27 protein-coding genes are annotated in these 25,750 nt (G+C 71.4%); 12 read left to right on the forward strand and 15 right to left on the reverse strand.

Features of this window, described 5'->3' with window-relative positions; all coding sequences use genetic code 11:
* Positions 1-94: 94 nt before the first annotated feature.
* The gene (rsmI, locus tag FJ108_06910; GenBank protein ID MBM4335626.1) at positions 95-946 is read right to left on the reverse strand and encodes a 16S rRNA (cytidine(1402)-2'-O)-methyltransferase; all 852 of its coding nucleotides are present in this window, start codon (positions 944-946) and stop codon (positions 95-97) included.
* A 30-nt stretch (positions 947-976) separates the two neighbouring features.
* Between rsmI and FJ108_06915 the strand changes: the two genes are divergently transcribed.
* Entirely contained in the window at positions 977-1,375 is a 399-nt protein-coding gene (locus tag FJ108_06915; protein ID MBM4335627.1) for a YraN family protein, read from the forward strand.
* On the opposite strand, the gene FJ108_06920 is transcribed toward FJ108_06915, so the two are convergent.
* From FJ108_06920 to rpsP, 6 genes are read right to left on the reverse strand one after another with little or no spacing between them, the layout of a single operon-like run.
* Positions 1,372-3,300: a hypothetical protein gene (locus FJ108_06920; GenBank protein ID MBM4335628.1), complete on the reverse strand. Its 1,929-nt coding sequence runs from the start codon at positions 3,298-3,300 to the stop codon at positions 1,372-1,374. The two genes, FJ108_06915 and FJ108_06920, sit on opposite strands and share 4 nt — an antisense overlap.
* Positions 3,297-3,701: a 50S ribosomal protein L19 gene (locus FJ108_06925; protein ID MBM4335629.1), complete on the reverse strand. Its 405-nt coding sequence runs from the start codon at positions 3,699-3,701 to the stop codon at positions 3,297-3,299. The genes FJ108_06920 and FJ108_06925 overlap by 4 nt, the downstream gene beginning before the upstream one ends.
* Positions 3,698-4,396 carry a tRNA (guanosine(37)-N1)-methyltransferase TrmD gene (gene trmD, locus FJ108_06930; protein ID MBM4335630.1) on the reverse strand — a complete coding sequence of 233 codons (699 nt, stop codon included), beginning with the start codon at positions 4,394-4,396 and terminating at the stop codon, positions 3,698-3,700. The genes FJ108_06925 and trmD overlap by 4 nt, the downstream gene beginning before the upstream one ends.
* Positions 4,393-4,980, reverse strand: a complete 588-nt coding sequence (rimM, locus tag FJ108_06935) for a 16S rRNA processing protein RimM (GenBank protein MBM4335631.1) — start codon at positions 4,978-4,980, stop codon at positions 4,393-4,395. The genes trmD and rimM overlap by 4 nt, the downstream gene beginning before the upstream one ends.
* A 3-nt stretch (positions 4,981-4,983) precedes the next feature.
* Complete coding sequence (locus FJ108_06940; GenBank protein ID MBM4335632.1) at positions 4,984-5,247, reverse strand: KH domain-containing protein; 264 nt, start codon at positions 5,245-5,247, stop codon at positions 4,984-4,986.
* A 9-nt stretch (positions 5,248-5,256) separates the two neighbouring features.
* Positions 5,257-5,517 (reverse strand): 30S ribosomal protein S16, encoded by a 261-nt coding sequence (rpsP, locus tag FJ108_06945; GenBank protein MBM4335633.1) that lies wholly within the window; start codon positions 5,515-5,517, stop codon positions 5,257-5,259.
* Between the two features lie 182 nt (positions 5,518-5,699).
* On the opposite strand from rpsP, the gene FJ108_06950 reads away from it, so the two are divergent.
* Positions 5,700-6,176 (forward strand): DUF721 domain-containing protein, encoded by a 477-nt coding sequence (locus FJ108_06950; GenBank protein MBM4335634.1) that lies wholly within the window; start codon positions 5,700-5,702, stop codon positions 6,174-6,176.
* On the opposite strand, the gene FJ108_06955 is transcribed toward FJ108_06950, so the two are convergent.
* The 3 genes from FJ108_06955 to alr are packed head-to-tail and all read right to left on the reverse strand — an operon-like array spanning position 6,173 to position 9,230.
* Complete coding sequence (locus FJ108_06955; GenBank protein MBM4335635.1) at positions 6,173-6,868, reverse strand: threonylcarbamoyl-AMP synthase; 696 nt, start codon at positions 6,866-6,868, stop codon at positions 6,173-6,175. The genes FJ108_06950 and FJ108_06955 overlap by 4 nt on opposite strands.
* Positions 6,772-8,055 (reverse strand): phosphoribosylamine--glycine ligase, encoded by a 1,284-nt coding sequence (gene purD, locus FJ108_06960; protein MBM4335636.1) that lies wholly within the window; start codon positions 8,053-8,055, stop codon positions 6,772-6,774. Before purD ends, FJ108_06955 begins: the two co-directional genes overlap by 97 nt.
* 47 nt (positions 8,056-8,102) lie before the next feature.
* Positions 8,103-9,230: an alanine racemase gene (alr, locus tag FJ108_06965; protein ID MBM4335637.1), complete on the reverse strand. Its 1,128-nt coding sequence runs from the start codon at positions 9,228-9,230 to the stop codon at positions 8,103-8,105.
* Between the two features lie 31 nt (positions 9,231-9,261).
* Here alr and thiS point away from each other — a divergent pair, with 31 nt between their 5' ends.
* Genes thiS through FJ108_06990 form a run of 5 tightly spaced genes read left to right on the forward strand, consistent with a single transcriptional unit; the run spans position 9,262 to position 13,223 of the window.
* Positions 9,262-9,465 (forward strand): sulfur carrier protein ThiS, encoded by a 204-nt coding sequence (gene thiS, locus FJ108_06970; protein MBM4335638.1) that lies wholly within the window; start codon positions 9,262-9,264, stop codon positions 9,463-9,465.
* Positions 9,462-10,241, forward strand: a complete 780-nt coding sequence (locus FJ108_06975; GenBank protein MBM4335639.1) for a thiazole synthase — start codon at positions 9,462-9,464, stop codon at positions 10,239-10,241. Before thiS ends, FJ108_06975 begins: the two co-directional genes overlap by 4 nt.
* Positions 10,238-10,864, forward strand: a complete 627-nt coding sequence (locus tag FJ108_06980; protein MBM4335640.1) for a thiamine phosphate synthase — start codon at positions 10,238-10,240, stop codon at positions 10,862-10,864. Before FJ108_06975 ends, FJ108_06980 begins: the two co-directional genes overlap by 4 nt.
* A complete protein-coding gene (locus FJ108_06985; GenBank protein ID MBM4335641.1) occupies positions 10,861-12,225 on the forward strand; it encodes a PDZ domain-containing protein in 1,365 nt (454 codons plus the stop codon). The genes FJ108_06980 and FJ108_06985 overlap by 4 nt, the downstream gene beginning before the upstream one ends.
* Complete coding sequence (locus FJ108_06990) at positions 12,222-13,223, forward strand: alpha/beta hydrolase (GenBank protein ID MBM4335642.1); 1,002 nt, start codon at positions 12,222-12,224, stop codon at positions 13,221-13,223. Before FJ108_06985 ends, FJ108_06990 begins: the two co-directional genes overlap by 4 nt.
* 24 nt (positions 13,224-13,247) lie before the next feature.
* On the opposite strand, the gene galK is transcribed toward FJ108_06990, so the two are convergent.
* Positions 13,248-14,420: a galactokinase gene (galK, locus tag FJ108_06995; GenBank protein ID MBM4335643.1), complete on the reverse strand. Its 1,173-nt coding sequence runs from the start codon at positions 14,418-14,420 to the stop codon at positions 13,248-13,250.
* A 65-nt stretch (positions 14,421-14,485) separates the two neighbouring features.
* Here galK and FJ108_07000 point away from each other — a divergent pair, with 65 nt between their 5' ends.
* Both FJ108_07000 and FJ108_07005 read left to right on the forward strand, forming a co-directional pair.
* Positions 14,486-15,841, forward strand: a complete 1,356-nt coding sequence (locus tag FJ108_07000) for a PDZ domain-containing protein (protein ID MBM4335644.1) — start codon at positions 14,486-14,488, stop codon at positions 15,839-15,841.
* A gap of 32 nt (positions 15,842-15,873) precedes the next feature.
* Complete coding sequence (locus FJ108_07005) at positions 15,874-17,334, forward strand: DegQ family serine endoprotease (protein ID MBM4335645.1); 1,461 nt, start codon at positions 15,874-15,876, stop codon at positions 17,332-17,334.
* A gap of 7 nt (positions 17,335-17,341) precedes the next feature.
* On the opposite strand, the gene FJ108_07010 is transcribed toward FJ108_07005, so the two are convergent.
* The 3 genes from FJ108_07010 to FJ108_07020 form a co-directional block, all read right to left on the reverse strand.
* On the reverse strand, positions 17,342-18,553 hold the full coding sequence (locus FJ108_07010) for an acyl-CoA dehydrogenase (protein MBM4335646.1): 1,212 nt from the start codon (positions 18,551-18,553) through the stop codon (positions 17,342-17,344).
* Between the two features lie 64 nt (positions 18,554-18,617).
* Complete coding sequence (locus tag FJ108_07015; protein MBM4335647.1) at positions 18,618-19,430, reverse strand: enoyl-CoA hydratase/isomerase family protein; 813 nt, start codon at positions 19,428-19,430, stop codon at positions 18,618-18,620.
* 1 nt (position 19,431) lies between these two features.
* A complete protein-coding gene (locus FJ108_07020; protein MBM4335648.1) occupies positions 19,432-21,099 on the reverse strand; it encodes an FAD-binding oxidoreductase in 1,668 nt (555 codons plus the stop codon).
* A 19-nt stretch (positions 21,100-21,118) separates the two neighbouring features.
* Between FJ108_07020 and FJ108_07025 the strand changes: the two genes are divergently transcribed.
* Both FJ108_07025 and FJ108_07030 read left to right on the forward strand, forming a co-directional pair.
* Entirely contained in the window at positions 21,119-21,898 is a 780-nt protein-coding gene (locus FJ108_07025) for a 1-acyl-sn-glycerol-3-phosphate acyltransferase (protein MBM4335649.1), read from the forward strand.
* A 14-nt stretch (positions 21,899-21,912) separates the two neighbouring features.
* Complete coding sequence (locus tag FJ108_07030) at positions 21,913-22,773, forward strand: alpha/beta hydrolase (GenBank protein MBM4335650.1); 861 nt, start codon at positions 21,913-21,915, stop codon at positions 22,771-22,773.
* On the opposite strand, the gene FJ108_07035 is transcribed toward FJ108_07030, so the two are convergent.
* The gene (locus tag FJ108_07035) at positions 22,748-24,127 is read right to left on the reverse strand and encodes an alpha/beta hydrolase (GenBank protein ID MBM4335651.1); all 1,380 of its coding nucleotides are present in this window, start codon (positions 24,125-24,127) and stop codon (positions 22,748-22,750) included. The two genes, FJ108_07030 and FJ108_07035, sit on opposite strands and share 26 nt — an antisense overlap.
* 95 nt (positions 24,128-24,222) lie before the next feature.
* On the opposite strand from FJ108_07035, the gene FJ108_07040 reads away from it, so the two are divergent.
* Entirely contained in the window at positions 24,223-25,746 is a 1,524-nt protein-coding gene (locus FJ108_07040) for a phosphotransferase family protein (protein ID MBM4335652.1), read from the forward strand.
* Positions 25,747-25,750: the final 4 nt, after the last annotated feature.

Raw genomic sequence — 25,750 nt, forward strand, 5'->3', positions numbered from 1 at the left:
GGTCGACCCTTTCTGTTGGCCCGTTTTGTCTTGCAACTCAACGGTTAACAGAAGTCAGCCGGCCTGTGCTCGTTTGAGTGGTGAGAAATCCAGGCTAGGTCTTCGACCCGCGCGGCTTCCTCGCGAGCACGCGCGCGTAGGCATCGCGCCGCGCGAGTCCGGTCTCTGCGGCGAGCCGGCGCGCGGCATCGCGCGCCGAGAGCCCGGATTCGAGCAGGCGATCGACGCTCGCGTCGACGTCCTCGGCGGTCGTTTCCGGCGGCGCCTGCTCGGCCGGACCCTCCACCACGATCGTGAGCTCGCCGCGCAGATCGTCGAGCGCGAGCTCGCCCAGAACGCCGCGCAACACCGTCTCGTGTCGCTTGGTGAGCTCTCGGGCGAGCGCCACGCGGCGCGGTCCCAGGGCGGCGCGGAGATCCGCGAGCGTCGCGGCCGCGCGATTGGGCGCCTCGAAGAGCACCAGCGACCCGGAGAACGCGGCCAGTGCGGCGATCGTCCGCGAGCGGTCTGCGCCCTTCCGCGGCAGGAACCCGAAGAAGGCGAAGCACCGCGTCGAAAAGCCGCTCGCGACCAGCGCGGCGAGGATCGCCGATGGCCCCGGAACGGGGACGACCGGCACGCCCGCGTCCAGCGCCGCGCGCACGAGCCGCTCGCCCGGATCCGAGACGAGCGGCGTCCCCGCGTCGGAGACCAGCGCGATCGACTCGCCGCGCGCGAGCCTCTCGAGCAGCTCCGGCACCCGCCGGGCCTCGTTGTGCGCGTGCAGCGAGACGCGCGGCGTCGCGATCGAGTAGCGCTGACAGAGCAGCGAGGTGTGGCGGGTGTCCTCGCACGCGATCAGCGAGACCTCGCGCAGCAGGCGCTGCGCCCGCGGCGACAGATCCTCGAGATTCCCGATCGGCGTGGCGACGACGTAGACCGTCGCGCCCGGGTCGGGTACGGTCACCTCGCCTCACCCCGAAGACGAGGCACGTCCATGTCCGAACGACCTCCGGGGCGCGCTCCCGGGCAGCTGCGGGCGCGAGGCGCCGCTGGCGAGGCACTCGCGGCGCGACATCTCGAACGGCTCGGTTTTCGCATCGTCGCGCGAAACGTACACCTTCGGCACGCGGAGCTCGATCTGATCGCGCTCGACGGCACGGCGCTCGTGATCGTCGAGGTCCGTCTGCGCTCGAGCGACCGCTTCGGCTCGGCCGCGGCCTCGGTGGACCGGCGCAAGCAGGCCCGCGTCGCCCGTGCGACCGCCGAGCTGCTCGCACGCGGCGGTCTGCCGCGCTTCTCGTGGGTTCGCTTCGACGTGGTGGCGATCGACGCGGGCGCGACGCCGCCGGTCGTCACGCACTTTCGCGACGCCTTCACGGCGGACCGCCGCTAGAGCTCGACGCTCCTTCCGGCCTGCTCCGTCCACGGCGCCGACGTCGTCACGATCTGGATCACCTGCACGACCGAGGCGAGGCGTTTGAACGCCCGAGCCAGCGCGCGCTGCTCGGCATGGCCGCGCACCGGCAGATCCGGTCCGACCAGGAGCGGGACGCGCCGATCGGCGGCGAGCGCCTCGAGCAGCGCGAGCTGCACGGCGAGCCGCACCAGCTCGCGCTCGCGGTCGGGAAGCGCCGTGTACGGCTGCTCGTCGCGGTCGGCGCCGCGCAGGATCCAGCCGCCCGCGTCTCCGACGCGCGCGCTCGCGAAGACTCCCATCGAGAGCGCGCGCAGGTAGACGGGCAGCACCGGACCCAGCCGCGCGCGAAGCTCTGCTTCGCTGCGATCCAGGAGGCGGGATGCAGCCGAGAGCAGACCCTCGGGGCCGATCGACTCTGGAGCCGGCTCGGGCTCCTCGTCGGGCTTTTCGAACAGATCGACGGCCGTATCCGCGTCGAGCGGCGCCGGCTCGGGCTGGGCGGCTTCGGCCGGCAGAGGGGCGGCCGGGAGCTCGGGGGGCGGAACGTCGGCCGGGCACGCTGCGAGCGCAGCCCGGGCCGCGCGCACCGCCGGAGCCTCCTCGCCGTCCCGAAGCGCTTGCTCGAGCTGCGCGCGTTCTTCGCGACGCTCGGGGGGATAGACCTGCTCGAGCTCCGCGATCCGCCACTTGCGCGTCTGCACGGCTTCGAGCTTCTCCGCGAATCCGCGCGCGGCGGCGCCGAGCTCCTCGGGCGAGCCGACGCCGAGCGCGACCATGATTGCGCGGACCTCTGCCCCCTCGCTCTCGAAGCGCCGCTCCGAGGTGCGCTCCCGGACGCGAAGCACGGCGAGCAGCGTCTCGATCCGGGCGAGCTTCGCGCGCACGACTCGCGTGGTGACGAGCGCGGCGAGAAGCGAGACGACGCCGATGCCGGCGAAGACGTAGCCGACGGGATGGCCAACCGCGCCCGCGGCTCCGCCCGCGATCCCCAGCGCGGAGCCGAGCGCGATCGGCACGAGCAGCCGGCGCGGCGTAGCCCGGAGCCGGGCGCGATCGGCCAGCAGAGCGGAGCGCGTGTCCTCGACCACCGCGCGCTCTTCTTCGTGCTGCGTGGCCAGCGTCCGAAAGGCCCGCAGTCTGGACTCGAGCTCGTCTTTCGGGCCTGCGAGCGCGGAGTGCTTCTCGATCTCCGCCAGGGCACCCTCGTGCTCGCGCTCGAGCTCGGAGAGCTCGTCTTCGAAGAGCTGCAGCTCGCGCAGCCTGGCTTCGTCGCGGACCCGATCCACCGCCGCGCCTCGAAGCGCGCGAGCGAGCTCCGCTTCCAGCCGGGCACGCTCGCGCGCGAGCGCGCCGGCGCGTTGCTCGTGCTCGGCCAGGAGCCGCGCGCGTTCCGCTTCGAGCCGCGCGGCCGTCGCCTCCGGCGTCGGGCCCGGCCGGCTGGCCTCGATGGCCGGCGGGTAGATCGGCTCCCGGCTCGGACCGTTCGGGCCGCGCCCGCCCGCCCCGGCCGAGCCCGAAACGTGGAGCAGCTCGAACTCCTCCGCCGCAGGAAGCCCCAGCGCCGCGAGCTGCGCCTCGATCTCGTGCGGGTCGCCCGAGATCGCCTTCGCCGGCCCCCCGCCCGCCTCGATCCGGCCGAGCGATACGCGCCCGCGCGCGAAGTCCGCGGCGATCAGACAGCCATCGGAGCGGAGCGCGAGCGTCAGCACCGCGCGCCCGCGCGAATCGAGCCGGGTCGCCTCGTTGCAGGCCGGATGCAGGAGCCCGCGAATCAGCGCGAACAGGGCTCGCGCGGCGTCGGGTCCGGAACCACGCAGAACGGTGTAGCCGGGATCGAGAACGAGCTGGTGATCGCCGGTCAGCGAGGTCAGCCCGCGCAGCTGGATCCCGTGGATCCTCATGCGTCCGGAGTCGTCTCTTCCTTCGCCGACGCTGCCGCGGCCTCGCCGCCAGCGGACGCGAACGTGTCGCGCTCCTTGATCCTCGCGGCCTTGCCGGAGAGCTGGCGCAGATACGTGAGGCGCGCCCGCCGGACGCGTCCGCGCGCCTTCAGCTCGATCTTGGCGATCGCAGGCGACTGAAGCGGGAAGATGCGCTCCACGCCCACGCCGTAGGAGACCTTGCGCACGGTGAAGCTGGCCGAGTCGCCGCCACGCCGGCGCTGCAGCACCACGCCCTCGAAGACCTGGATGCGTTCCTTGTCGCCTTCCTTGATCCGCACGTGCACGCGAACCGTGTCACCCGCGCGGAACTCGGGGTGTTCTCGGAGTCCGAGCCGGCCGACTTCGGAGATCTGTCTCATCGCTTCGCTCCCTTGGATTCGAGGAGATCCGGCCGGCGTTCGCGCGTCAGCCGCTCGGCTTCTCGCGCGCGCCAGCGCTCGATCTCTGCGTGATTGCCCGAGAGCAGGACCTCGGGAGTTCCGAGCCCGCGAAACTCGCGCGGGCGGGTGTACAGAGGATATTCGAGCCGATCCCCCGAGAAGGAGTCCGCCTCGGCCGAGATCGGATTGCCGAGCACGCCCGGCACCAGACGCGTCACCGCTTCGGTCACGACCAATGCCGCAAGCTCCCCCCCGGCCAGGACATAGTCCCCGATCGAGAGCGGCTCCGCACCCGTGGCCGCGAAGATTCGCTCGTCGAACCCCGCGTAGCGCCCGCAGAGCAGGACCAGCTGCCGCTCGCCGGCGAGCTCCCGCGCGAGCGCCTGATCGAAGCGGCGGCCACGCGGGCAGAGCGCGATCACCCTGGCGCCGGGCCGCGCGATCGCCTCGATCGCCGCCACGACCGGCTCGCACTTCAGCACCATCCCGTCGCCGCCCCCGAACGGGGCATCGTCGACGCTGTGGTGCCGGTCGCTCGAGAACGAGCGCAGGTCCGTGACCCCCACGTCCAAGAGCCCGTCCCTGCGGGCCTGACCGAGCAGCGAGCCCGAGAGGAAGTGCTCCACCAGCTCGGGGAAGATGGTGACGACGTCGATCCGGGGGCCAGCGCTCATGATCGCGCCTCGGCGATCAGCTCGCGCGGCGGATCGAGCCAGAGCTCGCCGTCCTCGCGCTCGAGCCGCAGGATCCACTCCGAGACCACCGGCAGGAGCAGGTCGGCCCGGCCCTCCCGGCGAATCACCAGCACGTCGGCGCCCGCGGTCGCGAGGATCTCGGCCACGACGCCGAGCTCCGATCCGTCGGCGGCGCGCGCCACGAGCCCGATCAGGTCGCGCCAGTAGTACTCGCCCGCAGGCAGCTCGCGGATCGACTCGGGTGGCACGAGCACCGCCGCGTCGTTCCAGACCCGCGCGCGGTCGCAGGAGTCGATCCCGGAGAGGAAGAGCCGAAGTCGAAGCCGGCCACGGGGGGCGCCGACGGGCTCGGCGCTCTCGACCCTGAACGGGATCGTCCCGGGGCGGGAGCGCAGCGCGATGGTTTCAGCCGAGAGGAGATTCGAGGGGTCGTCCCCGTGCAGCGCGACGAGCAGGCCGCCGTCCAAGCCGTGCGGCCGGAGCACCCGGCCCAGCTCGACCCAGTCCCGGCCGGCGACGCCAGGCGTCGCTTCGATCTCGTTCACTCGTCCGCTCGCTGCCACGGCTCAATCCCGATCGTCCTCGTCGACGTCGCCGTCCTCGTCCTCATCGTCCTCGCCGTGCCCGGCGATGTCGAGGTCCCAGCCATCGCCGCCCACGGCCAGCAGGGTCCGGATGGCCTTGGCCGTCTTGCCGCGCCGGCCGATGATCCGGCCGACGTCGTCCGGGGCAAGCCGAAGCTCGATCACGTGATCCTCGGCGGCGTGGACCTCGACCTCTTCGGGCTCCTCGGCCAGCGTGCGCGCGATGAACGTGACGAGCTCCTTCATCGGCTCGACCTAGCTCGCGCTCGTCGCGCTGGCCTGCGTGGCCTTCTGACGCTTGACCAGCGACGCGACGGTGTCGGAGAGGGTCGCGCCCCGCTCGACCCACTTCGCGAGCGACGCCTCGCGAAGCTCGACCGCGCCCCCGCCGCGCGGGTCGTACGTGCCGAGCTGCTCGAGCACGCGTCCCTGGCGCTTCTTGCGCGAGTCCATGACGACGATGCGATAGGAAGGCGTGTTCTTGGCGCCGGTGCGATAGAGGCGAACGGTGACCATGGCAAGACTCCGAGAGCGTCGAGTTGGCTCGGCCCGGGCGGGCGAAGTCGCGAAGCTATAAGGGCTTCTGGCGGGCGTCAACCTTGGCCGCCCTGGCCGCATCCTTCTCGCGCGAGCACCTCTCGCAGGCGTAGCGGACCACGTGGCGTTGGCCGAGCCGGTCGTAGCCGGTATCCAAGGCGATGCGGCGCACGCGCCTGGCCTCGTGGCCACAGAAATCGCACTTCAAGGTGGTCGTCTTGCGCTCGCCCATCGTCGGCGCGGACGGTAGCACGTCGGATACCATGCCGACCGTGCCGAATGCTGGCGATCCCCGTCGTCCCCCGCGAGGGCGCACCTCCGACGATCCGAAGCGCCGGCGGGGCCCGGCGGAGTCGATCGCCGACCTGCTGCCGCGAATGCTCGAAGAGGTCGGTCTGGGCGCGACCGCGATCGCCGTGCAGGTGATCCGCGCCTGGGACGAGGCGGTCGGGCCGGAATTCCACCCCCACTGCCGCCCGGACGGGGTGCGAAACGGCGTGATCCAGGCGCGCGTGCGCGATTCGTCCTGGATGCAGCGCCTGCAGCTGGAGAAGCCGCGAATCCTCGCGCGTCTGCGCGAGCGACTCGGCGAGACCGCGCCGAAAGACCTGCGGCTCCGGATCGGGCCGGTCGACTAGCCGGGGCCCGCGAGGACCGCCTCGAGCTCGGATCTGGAGAGCGAGCCCTCCCGAAGCAGCTGGAGCCCGCCACCGCCTCGGATCGCGACGACGGTGGACGGCGCGAGCCCCGAGGCGGGCTCGCCGCCGAGGATCGCGAGCTCGGGTCCGAACTCGCGCTCGACCTCGGCGGCGGTCGCGCACGGCTCCTGGCCGCTGCGATTGGCGCTGGTGGAGACGATCGGGCGCCCGGATGCGCGCGCGAGCGCGCTCGCGCTCGACTGCGAAGAGCAGCGGAACCCGACACCGAGCGGTGTGCGAACGCCGGCGAAGCGAGCGTCGGCGACCGGCACGACCAGCGTGAGCGGCCCGGGCCAGAAGCGTTCGGCCAGGAGCCGCGCTTCGGGCGCGAGCGGCGCGGCGAAGCGCTCCAGGGCGGCCAGGTCGGCGATCAGCACCGAGAGGCCGCGCTCGGCGTCGCGGCCCTTCAGCGCGCGCAGCCGCGCCAGCGCTTCGGCCGAGAACGCGTCGGCGCCCAGGCCGTAGACGGTCTCGGTCGGGTACGCGACGAGCTCGGAGCGCGCGAGCCGGAGGACCGCGTCCGCGAGCGGGACGATCAACGCCGAGGCGACGTCGCAGCGCCGGCCGCGATGTCGCGCCGGTAGTGGGCGCCGTCGAAATGCACCCGCGCGGCGAGCTCGTAGGCGCGCGATCTCGCGGCTTCGAGCGTCGCGCCGCGCGCCGTCACGCCGAGCACCCGGCCGCCCGCGGTCTGCCAGCGGCCGGCGACGCGCCGGGTCCCGGAGTGAAACACCTTTGCGTCGGGAAGCCCGGCGAGCGCGTCGAGCCCGCTGATTTCGCGTCCGGTCGGGTAGCCGCGCGGATAGCCCTCGCTCGCCAGCACCACGCAGACCGCGGGGTCGCCGAAGCGCACCGGCGCGGGATCGTCGGGCAGGCGCCCCTCGGCCGCTCCCACGAGGAGCGGCACCAGATCGCTCTCGAGCCGGAACAGCAGCGCCTGCGTCTCCGGATCGCCGAAGCGCGCGTTGAACTCGATCACGCGCGGCCGTCCCTCGTCGATCATCAGGCCGACGAAGAGCGCGCCGCGAAACGGCCGCCCCTCGGCGCGCATTCCGGCGACGGTGGGCCGCACGATCGTCTCGACGATCTCCCGCTCGAGCGCCGCGTCGATCGGGCGGGCCGGCGAGTACGCGCCCATTCCGCCGGTGTTCTCGCCGCGGTCCCCGTCGAGCGCGCGCTTGTGGTCCTGCGCGTGCGAGAACACCGTGAAGCGCTCACCGTCGCAGATCGCGTAGAAGCTCGCCTCCTGGCCCTCGAGCCGCTCCTCGATCACGATCTCGGCGCCCGAGGCGCCGAAGCGCCGCTCGCGCATGACCTCGCCGATCGCCCGCAGCGCCTCGTCGGGTCCGGCGCAGACGAACACGCCCTTCCCCGCCGCCAGACCGTCCGCCTTCACCACGCAGGCGCCGCCGCGAGCGCGCACGTGCGCCTCGGCCGCGTCGGCGTCGCGAAAGCCCTGGAATGCGGCGGTCGGAACTCCGTGCCGCGCCATGAACTCCTTGGCGAAGTGCTTGCTCGACTCGAGCCGCGCGGCCTCGGCGCTCGGGCCGAAGACCGCGACGCCGGCGTCTGCCAGACGATCGGCAATGCCCGCCGCGAGCAGGTCCTCGGGTCCGACCACGACGAGCGAGACGCCCTCGCGCTTCACCGCCTCGAGCAGCGCGCGCGGATCGAGCGGATCGACCGCGAGCCCCTGCGCGTCCTCTGCGATCCCGTCGCTGCCCGGGGCGCAGAGCACCGCGTCGACGAGCGGGCTGCGCGCGATCGCCCAGGCGAGCGCGTGCTCGCGGCCTCCGGAGCCAAGGACGAGCACGCGCATGGTTCCCTCCGAGTGAGGCCCCGATGTACGCGGGTGCGGCGCTGGAATCAAGTCGCGATGCGCGGCACCCGTTTTCCGATCCGCGCCAGAATCTCGTACGAGATCGTGCCGGCCGCCGTCGCCACCTCTTCGACCGGAATCGCGAGCTCGCCGCGCCTGCCGAAGATCAGCACCTCGTCGCCCGGGTCGATCGGCTCGCTTCCGGGCACGGCGGCGGCCGCGAGATCGCACGAGACGCGCCCGACCAGGGGCACGCGACGGCCGCGAAAGCCCACGTCGATCTTCCCGCCGACCGCGCGCGGCAGACCGTCGGCGTAGCCGATCGCGAGCGTCAGGATCCGCGTGGTCTCGCGCGCGACGAAATCCCCGCCGTAGCCGATTCGCGTGCCGGCCCGGACCGTCTTCGCGTGGCAGACGCGCGCGAAGAGGCTCATCACCGGCTCCAGCCGATGCTCGCCCGCGAGCAGCGGCTCGGCGCCCCAGAGCCAGATTCCCGGGCGAACCGCGTCGGTGCCGGGCGCGGACCCGCGCGCGATGCCGGCGGAGTTGTCGAGGTGGACCCAGTCCGGCGCGAAGCCCGCCTCGCGCAAGCGACGGACGAGCTGCGAGAACAGCGCGCGCTGGCGCTCGGTGGTCGGGGCGTCCAGATCGTCCGCTTCGGCCAGATGACTCATCACTCCGTCGAGGCGCAGCGCCCGCGAGGCGCGAAGCCGCTCGAGGAACGCCGGCAGATCCTCGGGCGCGAGTCCGAGCCTCCCCATTCCGGTGTCGAGCTTCAGGTGGAAGCCCGCGGCCCGCCCGACCCGCGCCGCGGCGCGATCGAGCCAGTCGAGCGTCTCGAGCCGGCCCACGACCGGCGAGAGCTCTCGAACGAGCGCTTCGTGCGCCTCGTCGGGCGCGAGCAGCTCGCCGAGAATCAGGATCGGCTCGCGAATTCCGGCGTCGCGGAGCTCGAGCGCCTCGTCGAGCGAGATCACCGCGAACGCGTCGCAGCCGTCGGCGGAGAGCGCGCGGGCTACGGGCACGGCGCCGTGCCCGTAGGCGTCCGCCTTCACGACCGCGATCAAGCGGCGACCGCCGGCGCGCGCGCGGATCGCGCGCGAGTTGCGCACGAGCGCACCGAGGTCGATCTCGGCCCAGGCACGCGTCTTCGCTCCCCCACTCACGCGCTTCAATCTAGGCGAGCTTTCCGCTAACGTCCCGCGCGTGAAGTACGTGCTGAACGGCGAATCACTGGAGACGCCGGAGCCCCTCCGCGTACTCGACCTGCTCGATCGCTTCGATCTCCGGAAGCAGCGGGTCGCGGTCGCCGTGAACGCCGAGGTGGTCCCGAAGTCGCGCTTCGCGGAGGTCTGGATCCGCGACGGCGACAAGGTCGAGGTGATCCACGCCGTCGGAGGTGGAGCTTGAGCCCGTCGTTTCGACTCGGTGACCTGGAGCTGCGCTCGCGGCTGATCATCGGAACCGGCAAGTACAAGTCGTTCGAGGAGAACCGCCGCGCGCTCGACGCGAGCGGCGCCGAGATGATCACGGTGGCGGTGCGGCGCGTCGATCTCGCTTCGCGCGGAGCCGGCTCGCTGCTCGAATGGATTCCGCCCGACCAGTTCCACATCCTGCCCAACACCGCAGGGTGTACGACCGCGAAGGAGGCCGTGACGACCGCGCAGCTCGCGCGCGAGCTGCTCGACACGAAGCTCGTGAAGCTCGAGGTGATCGGTGATCCGCGCACGCTCTTCCCCGACACGGCCGCGACGCTCGAGGCGGCGCGGATCCTGGTCGCCGACGGATTCACGGTCCTGCCCTACATCAGCGACGATCCGGTCGCCTGCATGCGCCTGGAAGAGATGGGCTGCGCGGCGGTCATGCCGCTGGGCGCGCCGATCGGCTCGGGACTCGGGCTTCGCAATCCGACGAACCTGCGCATCATCCTGGAGAGCGTGTCCTGCCCGGTGATCGTCGATGCCGGCGTGGGCACGGCCTCCGACGCCGCGATCGCGATGGAGCTCGGCTGCACCGCAGTGCTGATGAACACGGGCATCGCGAGCGCGAAGGATCCGATCAAGATGGCGCACGCGATGAAGCTCGCGGTCCTTGCCGGGCGCGCGGCCTACGAGGCCGGCCGGATGCCGCGACGGCTCCACGCGCAGGCTTCGAGCCCCGAGACAGGGCTGATCGACCTGTCGTGATCCCGCGCCTCTGCTTCATGAGCGACGGGCCGCGCGGCACGGCGGGCCGGCCGCTGCTCGACGTGATCGAGGCGCTCGCCCGCGGCGGCGTGGGGCTCGTCGTGCTGCGCGAGCGCGACTGGTCGGGCGCGCAGTGGACCGAGGCTTTGCAACGACTCGAACCCGCCCGGCGGCGCGGCCTGCGCGTGGTGGCGAGCCGTCGTCTCGACGTGGCGAGAGCCCTCGGCCTCGACGGCGTTCACCTGGGACGCGAGGCCGTCCCGGTGCGCGAGGCGCGAGCATTCCTGGGTCCGGAAGCGCTGATCGGCTATTCGGCGCACGAAGGCGACGAGGCGCGGCGCGTCGCCGCGGAGGGCGCGAGCTACGTGATGCTGTCTCCGATCTACCCGACGACGTCGAAGCCCGGCGCGGTCGCGCGCGGATGCGCGTGGCTTTCGAAGGCCTGCGAGGCCCTGCCCGTTCCCGCGTTCGCGCTCGGCGGAGTCACTCCGGCGCGGGTCCGCGAGACACTCGCCGCGGGCGCATCCGGGGCCGCTGCGGTCGAGGCGCTCGGCGCCGCGCCCGATCCAGAGGCCGCGGCCCGGGAGTTCCGCCGCGCGCTCGACGCCGGGGTGCCGCGATGAAGCGCCGCGCCCTGCTCGCGCTGCTGGCCTTCGCGATCTGCGGCTGCGCCGCGCTCCCGCGCGCGTTCGCGCGCGACGCTCTCGACGAGCTGCAGGCGCGAATCATCGAGGTGAACCGCAACGTCTCTCCGGCGGTCGTGCACATCGAGTCCGCGGTGCGCGTGAACAACCGCCGCGACCTGATCGAGGGATCCGGATTCCTGATCGACCCGGCGGGCGTGCTGCTCACGAACTGGCACGTGGTCGACCGCGCCGAGAAGGTGAGCGTGATCGTGACCGGACGCGACGGGCGCTACGACGCCGAGATCGTCGGCACCGACAAGCAGACCGACGTGGCCGTGCTCCGGCTCGTCCCGCGCGCCGGCGAACCGCCGTTTGCGCACGCGAAGCTCGGCGACTCGGACAAGCTCTCGGTCGGCGAGTGGGTGATCGCGATCGGAAACCCGTACGGCCTCGAGGGCTCCGTCTCGCTCGGGATCGTCTCCGCGAAGGGCCGCGACCTGCGCACCGAGCAGCTCCTGAACGACTTCATCCAGACCGACGCGATGATCGATCACGGCTCCTCGGGCGGGCCGCTGATCAACCTGCGCGGCGAGGTGGTCGGCATCAACTCGCGCGGCCAGGGCCGCGGGATCGGCTTCACGATTCCGATCAACACCGCAAAGCGCGTCTCCGGCGACCTGCTCGACGCCGGGCGGATCGCGCGCGGCTACCTCGGCGTGACGATCCAGCCGCTGCCACGCGAGCTCGCGCGCTACTGGGGCGAGCCGGACGTGCACGGCGTGGTGGTCGGATCCGTCGCGCGCGGCTCGCCGGCCGAGGCCGCGGGGATCGAGGTCGGCGACGTGCTGACGAGCTTCGACGGAGAGGCGCTCCGCGCGGAGAAGGACGAGGACCTCGGCCAGTTCCAGCGGCTGGTGGCGCTGAAGAGCGTCGGCAAAGAGGTCTCGATCGAGGTCGCGCGCGGCGGCGAGCGCCGCAAGCTTCGCGCCACGCTCGCCGCTCAGCCGAAGTACGTGCCCGACGAGGCGGAGAGCGCGCACGGCTTCACCGTAGAGGAGATCACCGAGGCGAGCTTCCGCCTGCAGCGCCTGCCCCGACGCGAGGGCGTTCTGGTCTCGTTCGTCGAGCCCGGCTCCGAGGCGGCCGAAGCCGGCATGCAGCGGGGCGATCTGATCGTCGAGATCGAGAAGTCCCCGATCGCGACGCTCGACGATTTCCGACGGGCGCTCGGCGCGAAGAAGGACCACCCCTTCCTGCTTCGCGCCCTGCGCGGCGACGACACGCGCTTCGTGCTCGTGAACCCGCGCGCGAAAGCGGAGTCACAACCGGCCGCGACCTCGTCCAGCGTGAGCGAGTGACCGGATCCCGGCAGACACCGCGGCGGATGCTCGGCCTCGCGAGCGCGGCATGGCTCGCGCTCTCGACGAGCGCGTGCGCCCTGACTCCCGGGATCAGCGACAAGCCCGAGCAGCGAGGCAGAAAGAACTACGCGATGACGGTCGAGGCCCTGCGCGCCGAGCCGATCCGCTTCGAGCTCGACGTCCCCTACGATGGCGGCGCGAATGCCCGGCATCGCCTCGACCTGTACCGGCCCGCGAACCCCGCGAGCGCCGCTCTGCCGGTGGTCGTCTTCTTTCACGGCGGCGGCTGGTCCATCGGGGACAAGTCCGACGGCGCCGGCCGGCTCCTGCCGTTGGTCCGCTCCGGCGAGTACGCGGGAGTGTCGGTCGAGTACCGATTCAGCGACGAGGCGCGCTGGCCGGCGCAGATCCACGACTGCAAGGCGGCGATCCGCTGGATCCGCGCGAACGCCACCGCGTACGGGCTCGATCCGGAGCGGATCGGCGTCTGGGGCTCGAGCGCCGGCGGCCACCTGGCGCTGATGACCGGCCTGACCGGTGACGTCGCGGCGCTCGAGGGTTGGGTCGGCCCCGATCCAGGCGTGAGCAGCCGGGTGACCGCCGTCGTGAACTTCTTCGGCCCGGCGGACCTGAACGCGACCCGGGGGCCGTCCGACGAGGACATGCCGCCGGCGAGGCTGATCGGCGGGACCGTGCGCGAGAACCCGGGGCTGGCGACCTCCGCTTCGCCGATCCACTACATCACGCCGGATGATCCTCCGGTGCTCTCGATCCACGGGTCCGATGACGGGACCGTCGCGGTCGACCACTCGGTCGCGCTCGACCGCGCGCTGCGGGCCGCCGGCGTTCCCAGCTACCTGGTGATCGCGACGGGCGCGCGCCACGGGGGCTTTGGCCCCTCCGGGGACGCCCGGGTTCGGGCGTTCTTCGACCGGTTTCTTCGCGACGAGGACGTCGAGATCTCGACCGCGCCGATCGTCGACTGGCCGCCCTGAGGGCGCGCGACGCCGCGCGAGAGCTCAGATCAGCCCGGCCCCTCCCGCGGCACGCGTGCGCCAGAAGCGCGGCTCGCGCGCGAATCGCGCGCGGAAGCGATCGGTGAGCGCGGCCGCGAAGAGGCTGGCCTGCTCGGCCCGGACCAGATGGACCGTGCAGCCACCTAAGCCCGCGCCCGTCATCCGCGCCCCGATGCAGCCCGGCAGCCCCCGCGATTCCTCGACGAGCGCGTCGCTCTCCGGCACGGTCACGTCGTAGTCGCTGCGCAGGCTCTCGTGCGAAGCGAACATCTCGGCGCCCGCTCGCTCGAGCTCGCCGGCCGCGAGGGCGCGGGCGAACTCGCGCACGCGCGCGTTCTCCGAGACCACGTGTCGCGCGCGTCGCAGCGCGACCGGGTCCAGGCTTCGGGCGAGATCCGCGAGCTCCTCGATCGAGAGCTCCGAGAGCGAGGCGAGCTTCCGGCCGAGCGCTCGCCGCGCGCCGGACAGCGCCCGCTCGCAGTCCGCGCGGCGCTGCGCGTAGCCGCCCGAGCGCAAGCCGCGCGAGACGCCGGTGTCGAAGATCTGGATCTCGACTCCGGCGGGGAGCGGAACGCGGCTCGCGACCAGGCTCGCGCAGTCGAGCAGCAGCGCGGACCCGGGCTCGCTACACAGGACTGCGTACTGATCCATGATCCCGCACGGCACGCCCGCGAACTCGGCCTCGGCGCGCTGGCAGAGCCGCGCGAGATCGGGCCGATCGAGCGCAACCTCGGGGCCGCCGGAAGCGGCGAGGAGCGCGAGCGAAGTCGCGGCCTCGAGCGCCGCCGAGCTCGAGAGCCCCGCGCCCTCGGGCAGATCCGATCGGACCGCGATCTCGAAGCCGCTCTCGCGAAGCAGGCCCGCGTCCGCGAGGACCCGCGCGGTGCCGCGCGCGTAGTCGAGCCAGTCGCCCGCGGGTGGCTCGTCGAGCTCGGAGCTCGCGGCGCCGCGCTCGCGCGAGAGGCCGACCACGCGAGAGTCCGACCGCATCCGGACCGCGACCCGCGTCGCGAGCTCGATCGCGGCCGGAAGCACGAGCCCGCCGTTGTAGTCGGTGTGCTCGCCGATCAGATTCACCCGCCCGGGCGCGCGCGCAGCCGCGGCGGGCGGCGCGCCGAACGCGGCAGCGAACGCCGCCCGAAGCTCCAAGCCCCCCTCGCGCGTGTGAGGCTCCATGCGAATCCCCTTCACCCTTGGGAAAATCCGGCGCCTGGCCTAGCGTCCCCACCGGAATTCCCATTATGGCGCGGTTGTTCCTGATCACCCTGATCGCGTGCGCCCTCTGCGCGGACGCGCACGCGAACCAGGCGTCGCGGCGGACTCCCGTGGTCGCGGCCGCCGAGAGCGGGGCTCCCTCGACCGTGAACATCATCTCCACGCAGCAGGTCGCGGACAGCGGCAATCCGTTCGTCCGCGGCGACCCCTTCTTCGACGAGTTCTTCCGCCGCTTCATGAACCCGCGACCGAGCACGACCCAGAGCCTGGGCACCGGCGTGATCATCAACAGCGACGGCTACGTGCTCACCAACGAACACGTGCTCGCGGGAGCGACGCAGATCCGGGTCAGCCTGGCGGACGGGCGCAGTTTCGACGCAGAGCTGGTCGGCGGCGATCCGGCCAGCGACCTCGCGGTCGTGCTCGTCCACGCGAACGAGTTGCTCCCCGCCCCGAAGCTGGGCGACTCCGACGAGGTGATGATCGGAGAGACCGTGGTCGCGATCGGAAACCCCTTCGGGCTGAACCACACCGTCACGACCGGCGTGCTGTCGGCCGTGAACCGCTCGATCCGCGGCGACGGACGCGAGTACCACGGCTTCCTGCAGACCGATGCCAGCATCAATCCCGGGAACTCGGGCGGCCCCTTGCTCAACCTGGACGGCGAGGTGATCGGGATCAACACGGCGATCCTCGGAAACGCCCAGGGCATCGGCTTTGCGATTCCGATCAACCGCGCGCGCCGCATCGTGGACGACCTGATCCGCCACGGCGAGGTCGTTCCCGCCTGGCTCGGCATCTGGCTGCAGGAGCTCACCCCGAAGCTGCGCGAGGCGCTCGACGTCGGCGCGGCGGCGGGAGTGCTGATCTCGAGCGTCTACGAGGGCTCGCCGGCCTCGGCGGCGGACGTGCGCCGGGGCGACGTGCTCGAGATGGTCGACGGAACGCCGATCCGCACCCGCCGCGACTTCTACGAGATCGCGCGCAGCCTCACGGTCGGCCAGCCCGTGAAGCTCGCGCTCGCCCGCGCGGGAGCTCGCCTCTCGCTCGAGGTCGAAGCCGAGAAATTCCCCGAGACTCGCGCCGACGAGTTCGCGCAGATTCTGCTCGGACTCGAGCTCGCCGACCGCAGCGACGCGCTGGCTCGCCGGCACGGGATTCGCGCGGAGCGCGGGATGTTCGTCGCACGCGTGATCCCGCACAGCGCCGCGGAGGCGCGCGGACTTCGCCCCGGCGATCTCGTGCTTCAGATCGGCCGCGATCGGATCGATGAACTAAGCGCGCTCCGGCGGGCGATCCCGAAGATTCTCGGCCAGGACGGCGTCGTAGTCGTGGTGCAGCGCGGCCAGCAGTACGGCAGCGTGATGCTCGAGCTCTGGTGAACCGAAGCCCCGAACCCAAGGGAGAAGAATCGATGTCCGGTCTTTCCGCACTCCGTCCGATCGCGATCGGAGCCCTGGCGCTCTGCGTCGCCGCAGCCACGCCGCTCGCGCCGAGCGCGCGCGCGGAGCTGTCGAAGCCCTTCTGGACCGAGGGCGAGCCGGGCGACGCATCCGCGCGACCGGACTCGCTCGCGGATCTGGCGGAGAACGTCTCGCCCGCGGTGGTCAACATCAAGGTCGAGCGCAAGCAGACGCTCCGCAGCGGCCCCGAGGAGCTCTTCGAGGAGTTCTTCGGGCAGCAGCGGCCGGGGGGGAAGCCCCGTAAGAAGGGGCCGCGCGAGTTCAGCGTGCCATCGTCGGGCTCCGGCTTCGTGGTCTCGGGCGAGGGGCTGATCGTCACGAACAACCACGTGGTCGAGAACGCCGAGAAGATGGTCGCGGTCTTCGAGGACGGGACCGAGCTCGAGGCGAAGGTGGTCGGCCGCGATCCGAAGACGGATCTGGCGCTGATCAAGGTCGAAGCCCCGAAGCCACTGCGCGCGGTTCCGCTCGGCGACTCCGACGGCCTGCGGGTCGGCAGCTGGGTCATGGCGATCGGAAATCCCTTCGGCCTCGACCACACCGTGACCGTCGGGATCCTCTCCGCGAAGGGTCGCTCGAACTTCGGCGGCGAGCAGATCGCCGGGCCCTACGACGACTTCCTGCAGACCGACGCGAGCATCAACCCCGGAAACTCAGGCGGCCCGCTGATCGACATGAAGGGACGCGTCGTCGGCATCAACACGGCGATCGCCGCGAACGGACAGGGCATCGGCTTCGCGATTCCGATCAACATGGCGAAGAGCCTGCTGCCACAGCTTCTGGAGCACGGATCGGTGACGCGCGGCTGGCTGGGCGTGCAGATCCAGCGCGTCACCCCGGCGCTCGCGAAGACCTTCGAGATCGAGAACGCCAAGGGCGCTCTGGTCGGCCAAGTCTTCGAGAACAGCCCGGCTTCGAAGGCGAAGATCGAGCGCGGCGACGTGATCACGAGCTTCGACGGCAAGCCGATCGAAGACTACGACGACCTGCCGCGAATCGTCGCCTCGACGCCTCCCGGCAGCGCGGTCGAGGTGCAGGTGCTCCGCGACGGCAAGCCGCGCAAGCTGAAAGCCACCCTCGAGAAGATGAAGGACGAGGAGATCCAGCCCGCCAGCGACGAGTCCTCCGAGATGAACTGGGGCTTCGAGGTCCAGGCGATGAACGAGGAGATCGCGGGCCAGCTCGGCCTCTCGATCGGATCGAAGGGCGTCGTCGTCTCCGCGGTCGAGCCCGAGTCCGCCGCCGCGCGCGCCGGGCTGCGAGCCGGCGACGTGATCATCGAGGCGAACCGCACGGCGGTCGGCTCGCCGAAGCAGCTGAAGGAAGCACTGGCGAAGGACGAATCCTCCGCCGTGCTCCTGGTTCAGCGCGGCGACGGGACGCTCTACCTGGCGATCGAGCGGGAGAGATAGACAGGCGCTAGCGCACCGAGAGCCCCGCCCAGCGCTTCAGCTCGCGGCGGGCGATCACCATCTTGTGGACCTCGTCCGGGCCGTCGGCGATCCGCAGCGAGCGGCCGTTGCGCCACATCGAGGCGACCGGTGTGTCGTCGGAGACGCCGAGCGATCCCATCACCTGGATCGAGCGGTCGCAGACGTCCATCAGCAGGTTCGCCGCGATCACTTTCACCATCGAGATCTCCTGCGCGGCCTCCTTCTTGCCGACGGTGTCCATCTTCCAGGCGGTGTAGAGCGTGAACAGACGCGCCTGGTCGATCTCCATCTTCGAGGTCGCGATGAACTCCTGGACGAACTGCTTGGTGCCGAGCGGCTCGCCGCCGACCTTCCGGTTCGCCGCGTAGTTCACCATGATCTCGTAGGCCCGCTGCGAGCCGCCGATGCAGCGCATGCAGTGATGGATCCGTCCCGGGCCCAGGCGCGCCTGCGCGATCGCGAAGCCCGCCCCTTCGGGGCCGAGTCGATTGTCGACCGGAACGCGGCAGTCCTCGTATCGGATCTCGCAGTGGCCGCCGCCGCCGGAGTGCCCCATCACCGAGACCGAGCGCACGATCTTGAAGCCGGGCGTCGTCGTCGGCACCAGGATCATGCTCGCGCGCTGGTGCGGCGGCGCCGATGGATCGGTCACCGCCATCACGATCGCGAACTCCGAGCCGATCGCGCCCGACGTGAACCACTTGTGGCCGTTCAGCACGTAGCTGTCGCCGTCGCGCTTGGCGAGCGTCTGAAGCTGCGTCGGATCGGCGCTGGAGACCTCGGGCTCGGTCATCGAGAAGCAGGAGCGGATCTCGCCGTCGAGCATCGGCTGCAGGTACTTCTTCTTCTGCGCGTCGCTCCCGAACTGCGCCAGGATCTCCATGTTGCCCGTGTCGGGCGCCGCGCAGTTGAAGATCCGCGAGGCGATGCCGCTGCGGCCCATGATCTCGGCGAGCGGCGCGTACTCGAGATTGGTGAGCCCCGCGCCGTGCTCGGCGTCGGGCAGGAACAGATTCCATAGCCCGATCTTCTTCGCCTTCGCCGCAAGCTCGACGATGATCTCGGGCATGTGGTGGGGATTGCCCGACGCCTCGACCTGCTCCATCGCCACGCGCTCGGCCGGGTAGACGTACTCGTCCATGAAGCGATCGAGCTGCCGCTGGATTTCCTTGACCTTCTCGCTCGGCTCGAAGTCCATCGCGAAGCCTTCCTTCTCTTGTTCGGCGAAATCCTACTCGATCCGGCGTCCGAGAGTGGGCTCGTCAGTCGCCGGAGTACTTGGGCGGGCGCTTCTCCAGGAAGGCGCGCACGCCCTCGCGAAAATCTCCGCTCTGGCTGGCGAGGATCTGGTTGCGGTCCTCCATCGCGATCGCCGCTTCGAGCGTCGGCGCGTCGACGCTCCAGTTCAGGCAGTCCTTGGTGAGACGGACGCCGACCGGGGAGTTGCGCAGGATCGCCTCGGCCATCTCGCGCCCGGCGCGCTCGAGCTCCGCGTCGGGCACCACGCGCGAGACCAGGCCCGTCTGCAGCGCGCGCGGCGCTTCGATGAAGTTTCCGGTGAGCAGGAGCTCCGAGGCGACCGACGCGCCGACGATCCGCGGCAGGAAGTACGACGACCCGATGTCGCACGCGCCCAGGCCAATGCGGATGAACGCGGCGTTCATCCGCGCGCTCTCGCCGGCGATGCGGATGTCGCTCGCGAGCACGAGCGCGAAGCCGCCGCCCGCAGCCGCGCCGTGCACCAGCGCGATGAACGGCTGCGGGACGCGCCGCATCTTGATCACGAGCTCGGCGATCTTGTGCTGGCCGCGCAGGCTGGCCGAGACGCTGGGCCTCACGGTCGCGCCGCCGCCGGCCTGCTCGCGCAGATCGAGACCCGAGCAGAATCCCCGCCCCGCGCCGCGCAGGATCACCAGACGCGCATCCGTATCGTCGTGGAGCTCGTCCAGAAACGCGTGCAGCTCGTCGATGAGCTTCGGGCTCATCGCGTTCAGCGCCCGGGGTCGGTTCAGCGTGCAGAAGACCAGGCCGCCGGGCTCGCGCGTGACGAGCAGTGTTTCGTAGCCGTCGGACATCTCAGGTTCCTCCAGTTCGGTGGCCGTCTCGATTCCGATCGAAGAGCACACCGGGATTCAGCACCCACGCGGGATCGAGCTCGGCCTTCGCCGCGCGCAACACCCGCGCGAATCCGTCCGGCCGCTCGCGATCGAACCAGCTGCGGTGATCGCGTCCGACCGCGTGGTGGTGGGTGATGGTTCCGCCCTCGGCCAGGATGATCTCTCCCGCGACGCGCTTCACCTCGTCCCAGAGCTCGAGCTCGCCGCCGCGAGGCGCGGGCGCGAGCATGGAGTAGTACGGCGCCGGACCGTCGGGGTAGACGTGCGTGAAGCGACAGGTGATCGAGCCCGCGCCGCAGAGCCGCACGAGTGTGTCGCGGACCTCGCTCATCAAGCGCGCGTGCAGGCGATCGAAGCGATTCCAGGTGACCGCGGTCTCGAAGGTCTCGCAGAAGATCCCGATCGCGATCAGCGCGTCGCGAACGTACGGCGCTCCGATGAATGCGTTGCGCCACGCGCCGGCCGCGCCCTCGCGCGAGGCGCCCGCGTCGGAACGCGTGCGGACCGCGTCGTCGGGCACGATCCCGCCGTGGTCCCGGCAGATCTCGACGGCGCGCGCGATCCATGCGTCGAGCGCGTGGTCGGCCGACTCGAAGCCGAGCACCAGGATCGAGTCCCCGCCGGTGGCACCGGCCGACGTCGCCGCCTCTCCGGGATCGAGCAAACGGCAATTCGCGGGCTCGAGCCCCGACTGGCCGAGCGCGCGGACCGCCGCGACACCCGCCTCGAACTTCGCGAAGCGGACGCTCGCGTTCGCGCGCAGCGTCGGCCGATCCTGGAGCCGCATCCACGCCTCGGAGATCACGCCCAGCGTCCCCTCGGACCCGATGAAGAACCGGTCCGCGGACGGTCCTGCGCCGGAGCCCGGGAGCCTTCGCGTCTCGATCACACCCGACGGTGTCACCACGCGAAGCGCCTCGACGAACTCGTCGATGTGCGTGTAGTGCGTGGCGAAGTGGCCGCCGCTGCGGGTCGCGATCCAGCCGCCGAGCGAGCTGAACTCGAACGACTGCGGGAAGTGGCGCAGCGTGAGGCCGTGCGGGCGCAGCTGGTCCTCCAGCGCCGGCCCGAACACGCCTGCCTGGATTCGCGCGGCGCGCGACGCTCGATCGACCTCGAGCACGCGATCCATGCGCCCTAGATCGACCGTGATCACCCCGCGGTAGTCGCCGCCCACGTCGGTCCCGACGCCGCCCACCACGCTCGATCCGCCGCCGAACGGCACCGCCGCCAGCCGCTCGCGCGAGCAGAAGTCGAGCAGTGACTGGATCTCGGTCTCGTTCCGGGGAAACGCCACCAGGTCGGGCGGCGTGAGGAACTCGCGCCGCAACGTGCGGACGATGTCGCGGTAGCCCTGGCCGTGCGCGTGACGCGCGCGCTCCCAAGGCTCGTCGCTCAGGATCTCGGCGAGCGCAGCGGGCGCGCGCACGCGCGGCGCTGGCAGCGAGATCTCGGAGATCTGCGGGTACGGAACCGGCGCGAGGTCGGAGCGCCCGAAGCGCTCGCCGAGGCCGCGCGCGAGGCGCGCCCGCGCCGCCTCGTCGGGCCCCTCGTCCTCGTAGCCCCAGCCCCAGAACTTCAGGCGCTTCACCGGCGCATTATGAACGGGAGGCTCGCGTGCGGCCATCGCGCTAATCTGGCGCGGAATGTCGGGACCGGAGCGCATTCGCGACCTGCCGCGAGGACTGCTGGTGCTCGCGCTGCTCCCGGCGAATCTGATCTTCTGGAGCGCGGCCGCGCTCGTCTACTCGTTCTGCGGCGCGAGCCCCCGTGCAGCGAACCGCTGCTACCGCGACTTCTCACGCTCGAGCCTCTTCGTCGCCGGCACAGACGTCGAGCGGCACGGGATCGAGAATCTCGCGGCCGGCCAGGCGTACGTCGTGGTCTCGAATCACGAGAGCAACTGGGATCCGCCCACGATCATGGCCTCGCTTCCCGACCTGGTGATCCGCTTCGTGATGAAGACGCAGCTGCTGAAGATCCCCGTCTTCGGCCCCGCGCTGCGCCGCACCGGGAACATCCCGGTCGAGCGCACGCGCACCGGCGGGGACGTGAAACGGCTGCAGGAGGGAATGTCCGAGCGCGATCCGGAGGTCTCGATCCTGTTCTTCGCCGAGGGCAACCGCTCGCGCGACGGGTCGTTCGGCCCGTTCAAGATGGGCGCGTTCGCGACCGCGCTCGACTTCGGCCTGCCGATCCTGCCGGTCGCGGTCGCGGGGACCTTCCCGATCTGGCGCCCGGATACGATCTGGGTCCGGCGCGGCTCCGTCGCGCTCGAGATCGGGGCGCCGATCCCCGTCGAGGGTCTAGGCACCGAGGACCGGGCTCTGCTTCGCGAGCGCACGCATGCCGCGGTCGGCGAGCTGCGCCGTCGCGCGCGGGCGCGGCTCCGGGCGCGCGGGATCGACCCGGGGGGCATCGACTGAGGTAGCATTGCGCGATGGAACCACGCTCGATCCGTTTGCCCGGCACGCATGGCCTCCACCTGCACGCGCTCGAGTGGAGCCGTGAAGGGACGCTGCTGCTGTTCCTGCACGGCTTCTCGAACGACGCCCACGTCTGGGACTGGGTCGCTCCGGTGCTCGCGCCGCACTACCGCGTCGTCGCACTCGATCAGCGCGGACACGGTGACTCGGACCGCGATCCCGAAGGCCGCTGGGACCACGAGACGATGGCGCGCGACGCGAACGCGGCGATCGAGTCACTGGGCGCGAGCCGCGCGGTGATCGTCGGCCACTCGCTCGGCGGGCGCGTCGCGATGCGCTTCGCCGGGCTGTTTCCCGAGAAGCTCGCGGGGCTGGTGATCGTGGACTCCGCTCCAGATCTCGACGCGCGCGGCACCACGAGGATCAGCCTCGACGTGAAGCAGCAGGACTGGTCGTTCGCCAGCGTCGCGGACTACGAGCGCGTGCTCCAGCGTCAATACGCCGCGACCCGCCCCGAGATCCTGGCGAAGCTCGCCGTGCACTGGACGCGCCCGCGCGGCGACGGGCGCTTCGAGCTGAAGCTCGACCCGGCGTTCACGAAGGCGCGAGCGAACGTCTCTGCGGAGGAGCTCGCGGCCTGGTCCGAGCAGGAGGCGAAACACCTCTGGGCGGCGCTCGCGAAGCTGCCCTGCCCCGCGCTGGTCGTGCGCGGCGCGGCGTCCGACGTGATGAGCGCCGAAGTCGCGGACAAGATGGTGGACGACGTGATTCCGAACGCCGTGCTGGAGACCATCGCGCGCGCCGGTCACTCGGTCATGCTCGACAATCCGGAAGCGTTCGAGAAGGCGCTCACGGGCTTCGTTCTGGGAGACTGAGCTCGGGCTCCGTTTCGTGAAGGTGCCGCAGGAGGATCCGACGGATCTCCTCGATCGCCGTCGGATTGCCCTGCGCCGAGTGACCGGACCGGATGATCTTCTCGGACTCGACGCCTTCGATGTGCGCGCTCGTGTACCGGACCACGCCGTCGCTCGCCTCGTCGAGCTCGTCGGTGTCGTCCACCGCGATGATCGAGTTCGCGGCGATGCCGGGGGCAATCGGCAGCGCGGCCAGCGTGCGGATGAACCCGCTCGACGGAGCCATGTTGTCGATGCTCGTCGGAATCGTGTCGAAGGAGCGCAGCGCGCGGGCGCCCCGGTTCATCGTCACCACCTCGACCATGCGTCCGGTGAGCTCGCTCGGCAGCGAGACGAGCGAGCTAGCGATCCGCCCGAGCGTCATCCCCGCCAGATAGCTGCCGCGGTGCGGCGTGCAGACGAAGATCACGCGTTTCACGAACGGCTCCGGCGTGAAGAACGCGGAGCGGCGCAGGACCTCGCGCGTCTCGTCGTTCATCTGCAGCTCGTCGATCGATCGCTTCGCCGTGAGCTTCCAGAAGCGGTCGCCGCTGTCGACCGCGGTGAGCTTGGTCAGAAGCCCTCCCTGGCTGTGTCCGATCACGACCATCCGCCGCAGCGCCGCGTCGGTCCCGAGCGGATCGAGCTCGCGCAGCGCGCTCTCGAGCGCGTGACGCAGCAGACCGGCGGAGTACCCGATCGGGTTTCCGGTGTTGTACATGTACAGCCAGACTTGGTAGTGGTCCCAGATCTCGCGGTCGATCTCGAGCTCGTTCACCAGATCGGCCCAGCGCGCGGGGCTCGACGCCGTTCCGTGTACCAGCACGATCGGAATCCGGCCGGGCCGGTAGGGATGCACGAGCAGCAGACCGTCGTCGTCCGCGCCGCTCTGCGCGTTCGGTCGGAACGCGCCGGACAGGAAGCCCGCGAGCTCGAAATCCCACCAGGGCGAATCGCCGAGCATGTAGGCGAGCGCCGAGCTGGTCTCGAACTCGAGCGGCCAGGCGACGCCGTCGACCTCGACCTCGAGCACGTCGTCCTGCGAGTAGAGCTCGAGCGTTCCCGCGAGCCAGCCGTCGCTCAGATCCGCCCGCGGCATCTCGAGCCGCAGGAACGCGGTGATCGGCACCTTGACCAGATCGGGGATGCGCCGGTTCGCGGCTTCCTGACGCTCGACCTGGCCCGGCGCCACGCGCGCGACCAACGGCGCGCCGATCCCCGCGCGCCGGTAGCGATTGCGCAGGCCGCGCACCCGCAGGTCGGCGGCGGGGACCAGCTCCTCGAGCCGGTACCCCGCCCACTCGAGCCCGTCGCTCTGCAGCGCCACGTCGAGCACGCCGAACGGCAGGATGCGCGGCCCCGATTCGAGCTCGAGCGTGCTGCGGCCGGCGGCCCTCAGCCCCTCGGCGAGCGCGCGATTGTACAGATCGCATGCGACGCGAACCCGCGGGTCGCTCGCCCCGAGCGGCGCCGAATCGCCGTCGCCCGGAAACAGCAGCGCGTAGGCGTAGACGGCCGCGGCCAGGTAGTAGCTGCGGTCGCCGGAGGCTTGCGCGTGCGCGTAGGAGAGCTCGGAGAGCGCGAACAGGCGGTACTGCGCGCCGGCGTCGCCGATGCGCCGGTGCAGGACCTCGAGCGCGACGCGCGGCTCGCGACGCCAGCGCTCGTAGAGATTCTGCCGCTGCAGGACCTGCGTCGAGAGCAGGCTCGGCTCGCCCGAGTTCAGCACGTTCGAGGTCAGCTCGCGCTGGATCGAGGTCGGGTCGGCGGGCGAGACGCCGACGGGCGCGCCGAGGCAGCCCGCGAGCGCGAGCACGGCGCAGCTCAGGCCGGCGGCGGTGGAGCAACGGATGCGACGCGCGTTCATGGTGCGGGCGCAGGGTAAGGCGAGGGACAGCCCGCAACCAGCCCTCGGCTAAGATGCCGACGGAGGAGCGAAGCATGGAGCTGGTCGAGCTCGAGGAACGCCTTGCGCCGTTCGCGCGCGAGAACTACTCCGACCCGGAGGCCTCGGTCCGCGACGTGCACAAGATGCCCGGCCACGCCGGCTTCGCCTACGGATTCTCGGTGGTCTCGCGCGGGAGCAAGGAGAGCTGGTTCCTGCGCCTGCCGCCCCCGAACGTGCAGTGGAAGGGGACGGCCGACGTGCTGCGCCAGGTCGCGGTACTTCGCGCGCTCGACGGAGGCCCGGTTCCGCACTGCTCGGTGAAGTGGGCCGGCGCGGATCTGGGCTGGTTCGGCCGTCCCTACTTCGTGGTGCCGAAGCTCGAGGGCGACGTGCTCCGCTTCGGCCCAGGCCAGTGGGGCGAGAAGCTCGGCGAGACGCAGCGCCGCGAGATGGCCCGGCGCGCGATGACGGCGCTCGCGAACATCCACCGCGTCGATTGGCGCGCCAAGCTCGATTACCTGGGCGCGCCGGTTCCGTTCGAGGACGACGTCGTCCGCTGGGACCGCTTCGTCGAGCGCGCGGCCGACCCGGAGTCCATGCGGCTTCAGCCGGAGGTGCGCGCGAAGCTCCTGGCGCGTCTGCCCGAAGACGCGCCGATCGGCCTGTTCCACGGCGACTACAACTGGATGAACACGTTCTGGTCGCCGGACGGCCGGCTGCTCGCGGTGATCGATTGGGAGCTTTGCGGAATCGGAGCGACACTGAACGATGTCGGATGGGTCGCCACGTTCAACGATCCCCTGGCCTGGGCGAGCGACGCAGCTCCGACGCCGATCCTGATCCCCGCCGACGAGCTGATCGCGCTCTACGCACGCGCCTGGGGCGACCCGCTTCCCGACCTCGGCTGGTTCCGCGCGCTCGCCGCGTACAAGTTCGCGATCATCACCGGCCTGAACCTGGGCCTGCACCGGCGCGGCAAGCGCCACGACCCGCTCTGGGAGATCACGGGCCGCTCGATCGTTCCCCTGCTCGAGCGCGCAAGAGCGCTCCTGACCTCGGGCCCGTAGTCGT

The sequence above is a fragment of the Deltaproteobacteria bacterium genome (assembly GCA_016875225.1).
Taxonomy (GTDB): domain Bacteria; phylum Myxococcota_A; class UBA9160; order SZUA-336; family SZUA-336; genus VGRW01.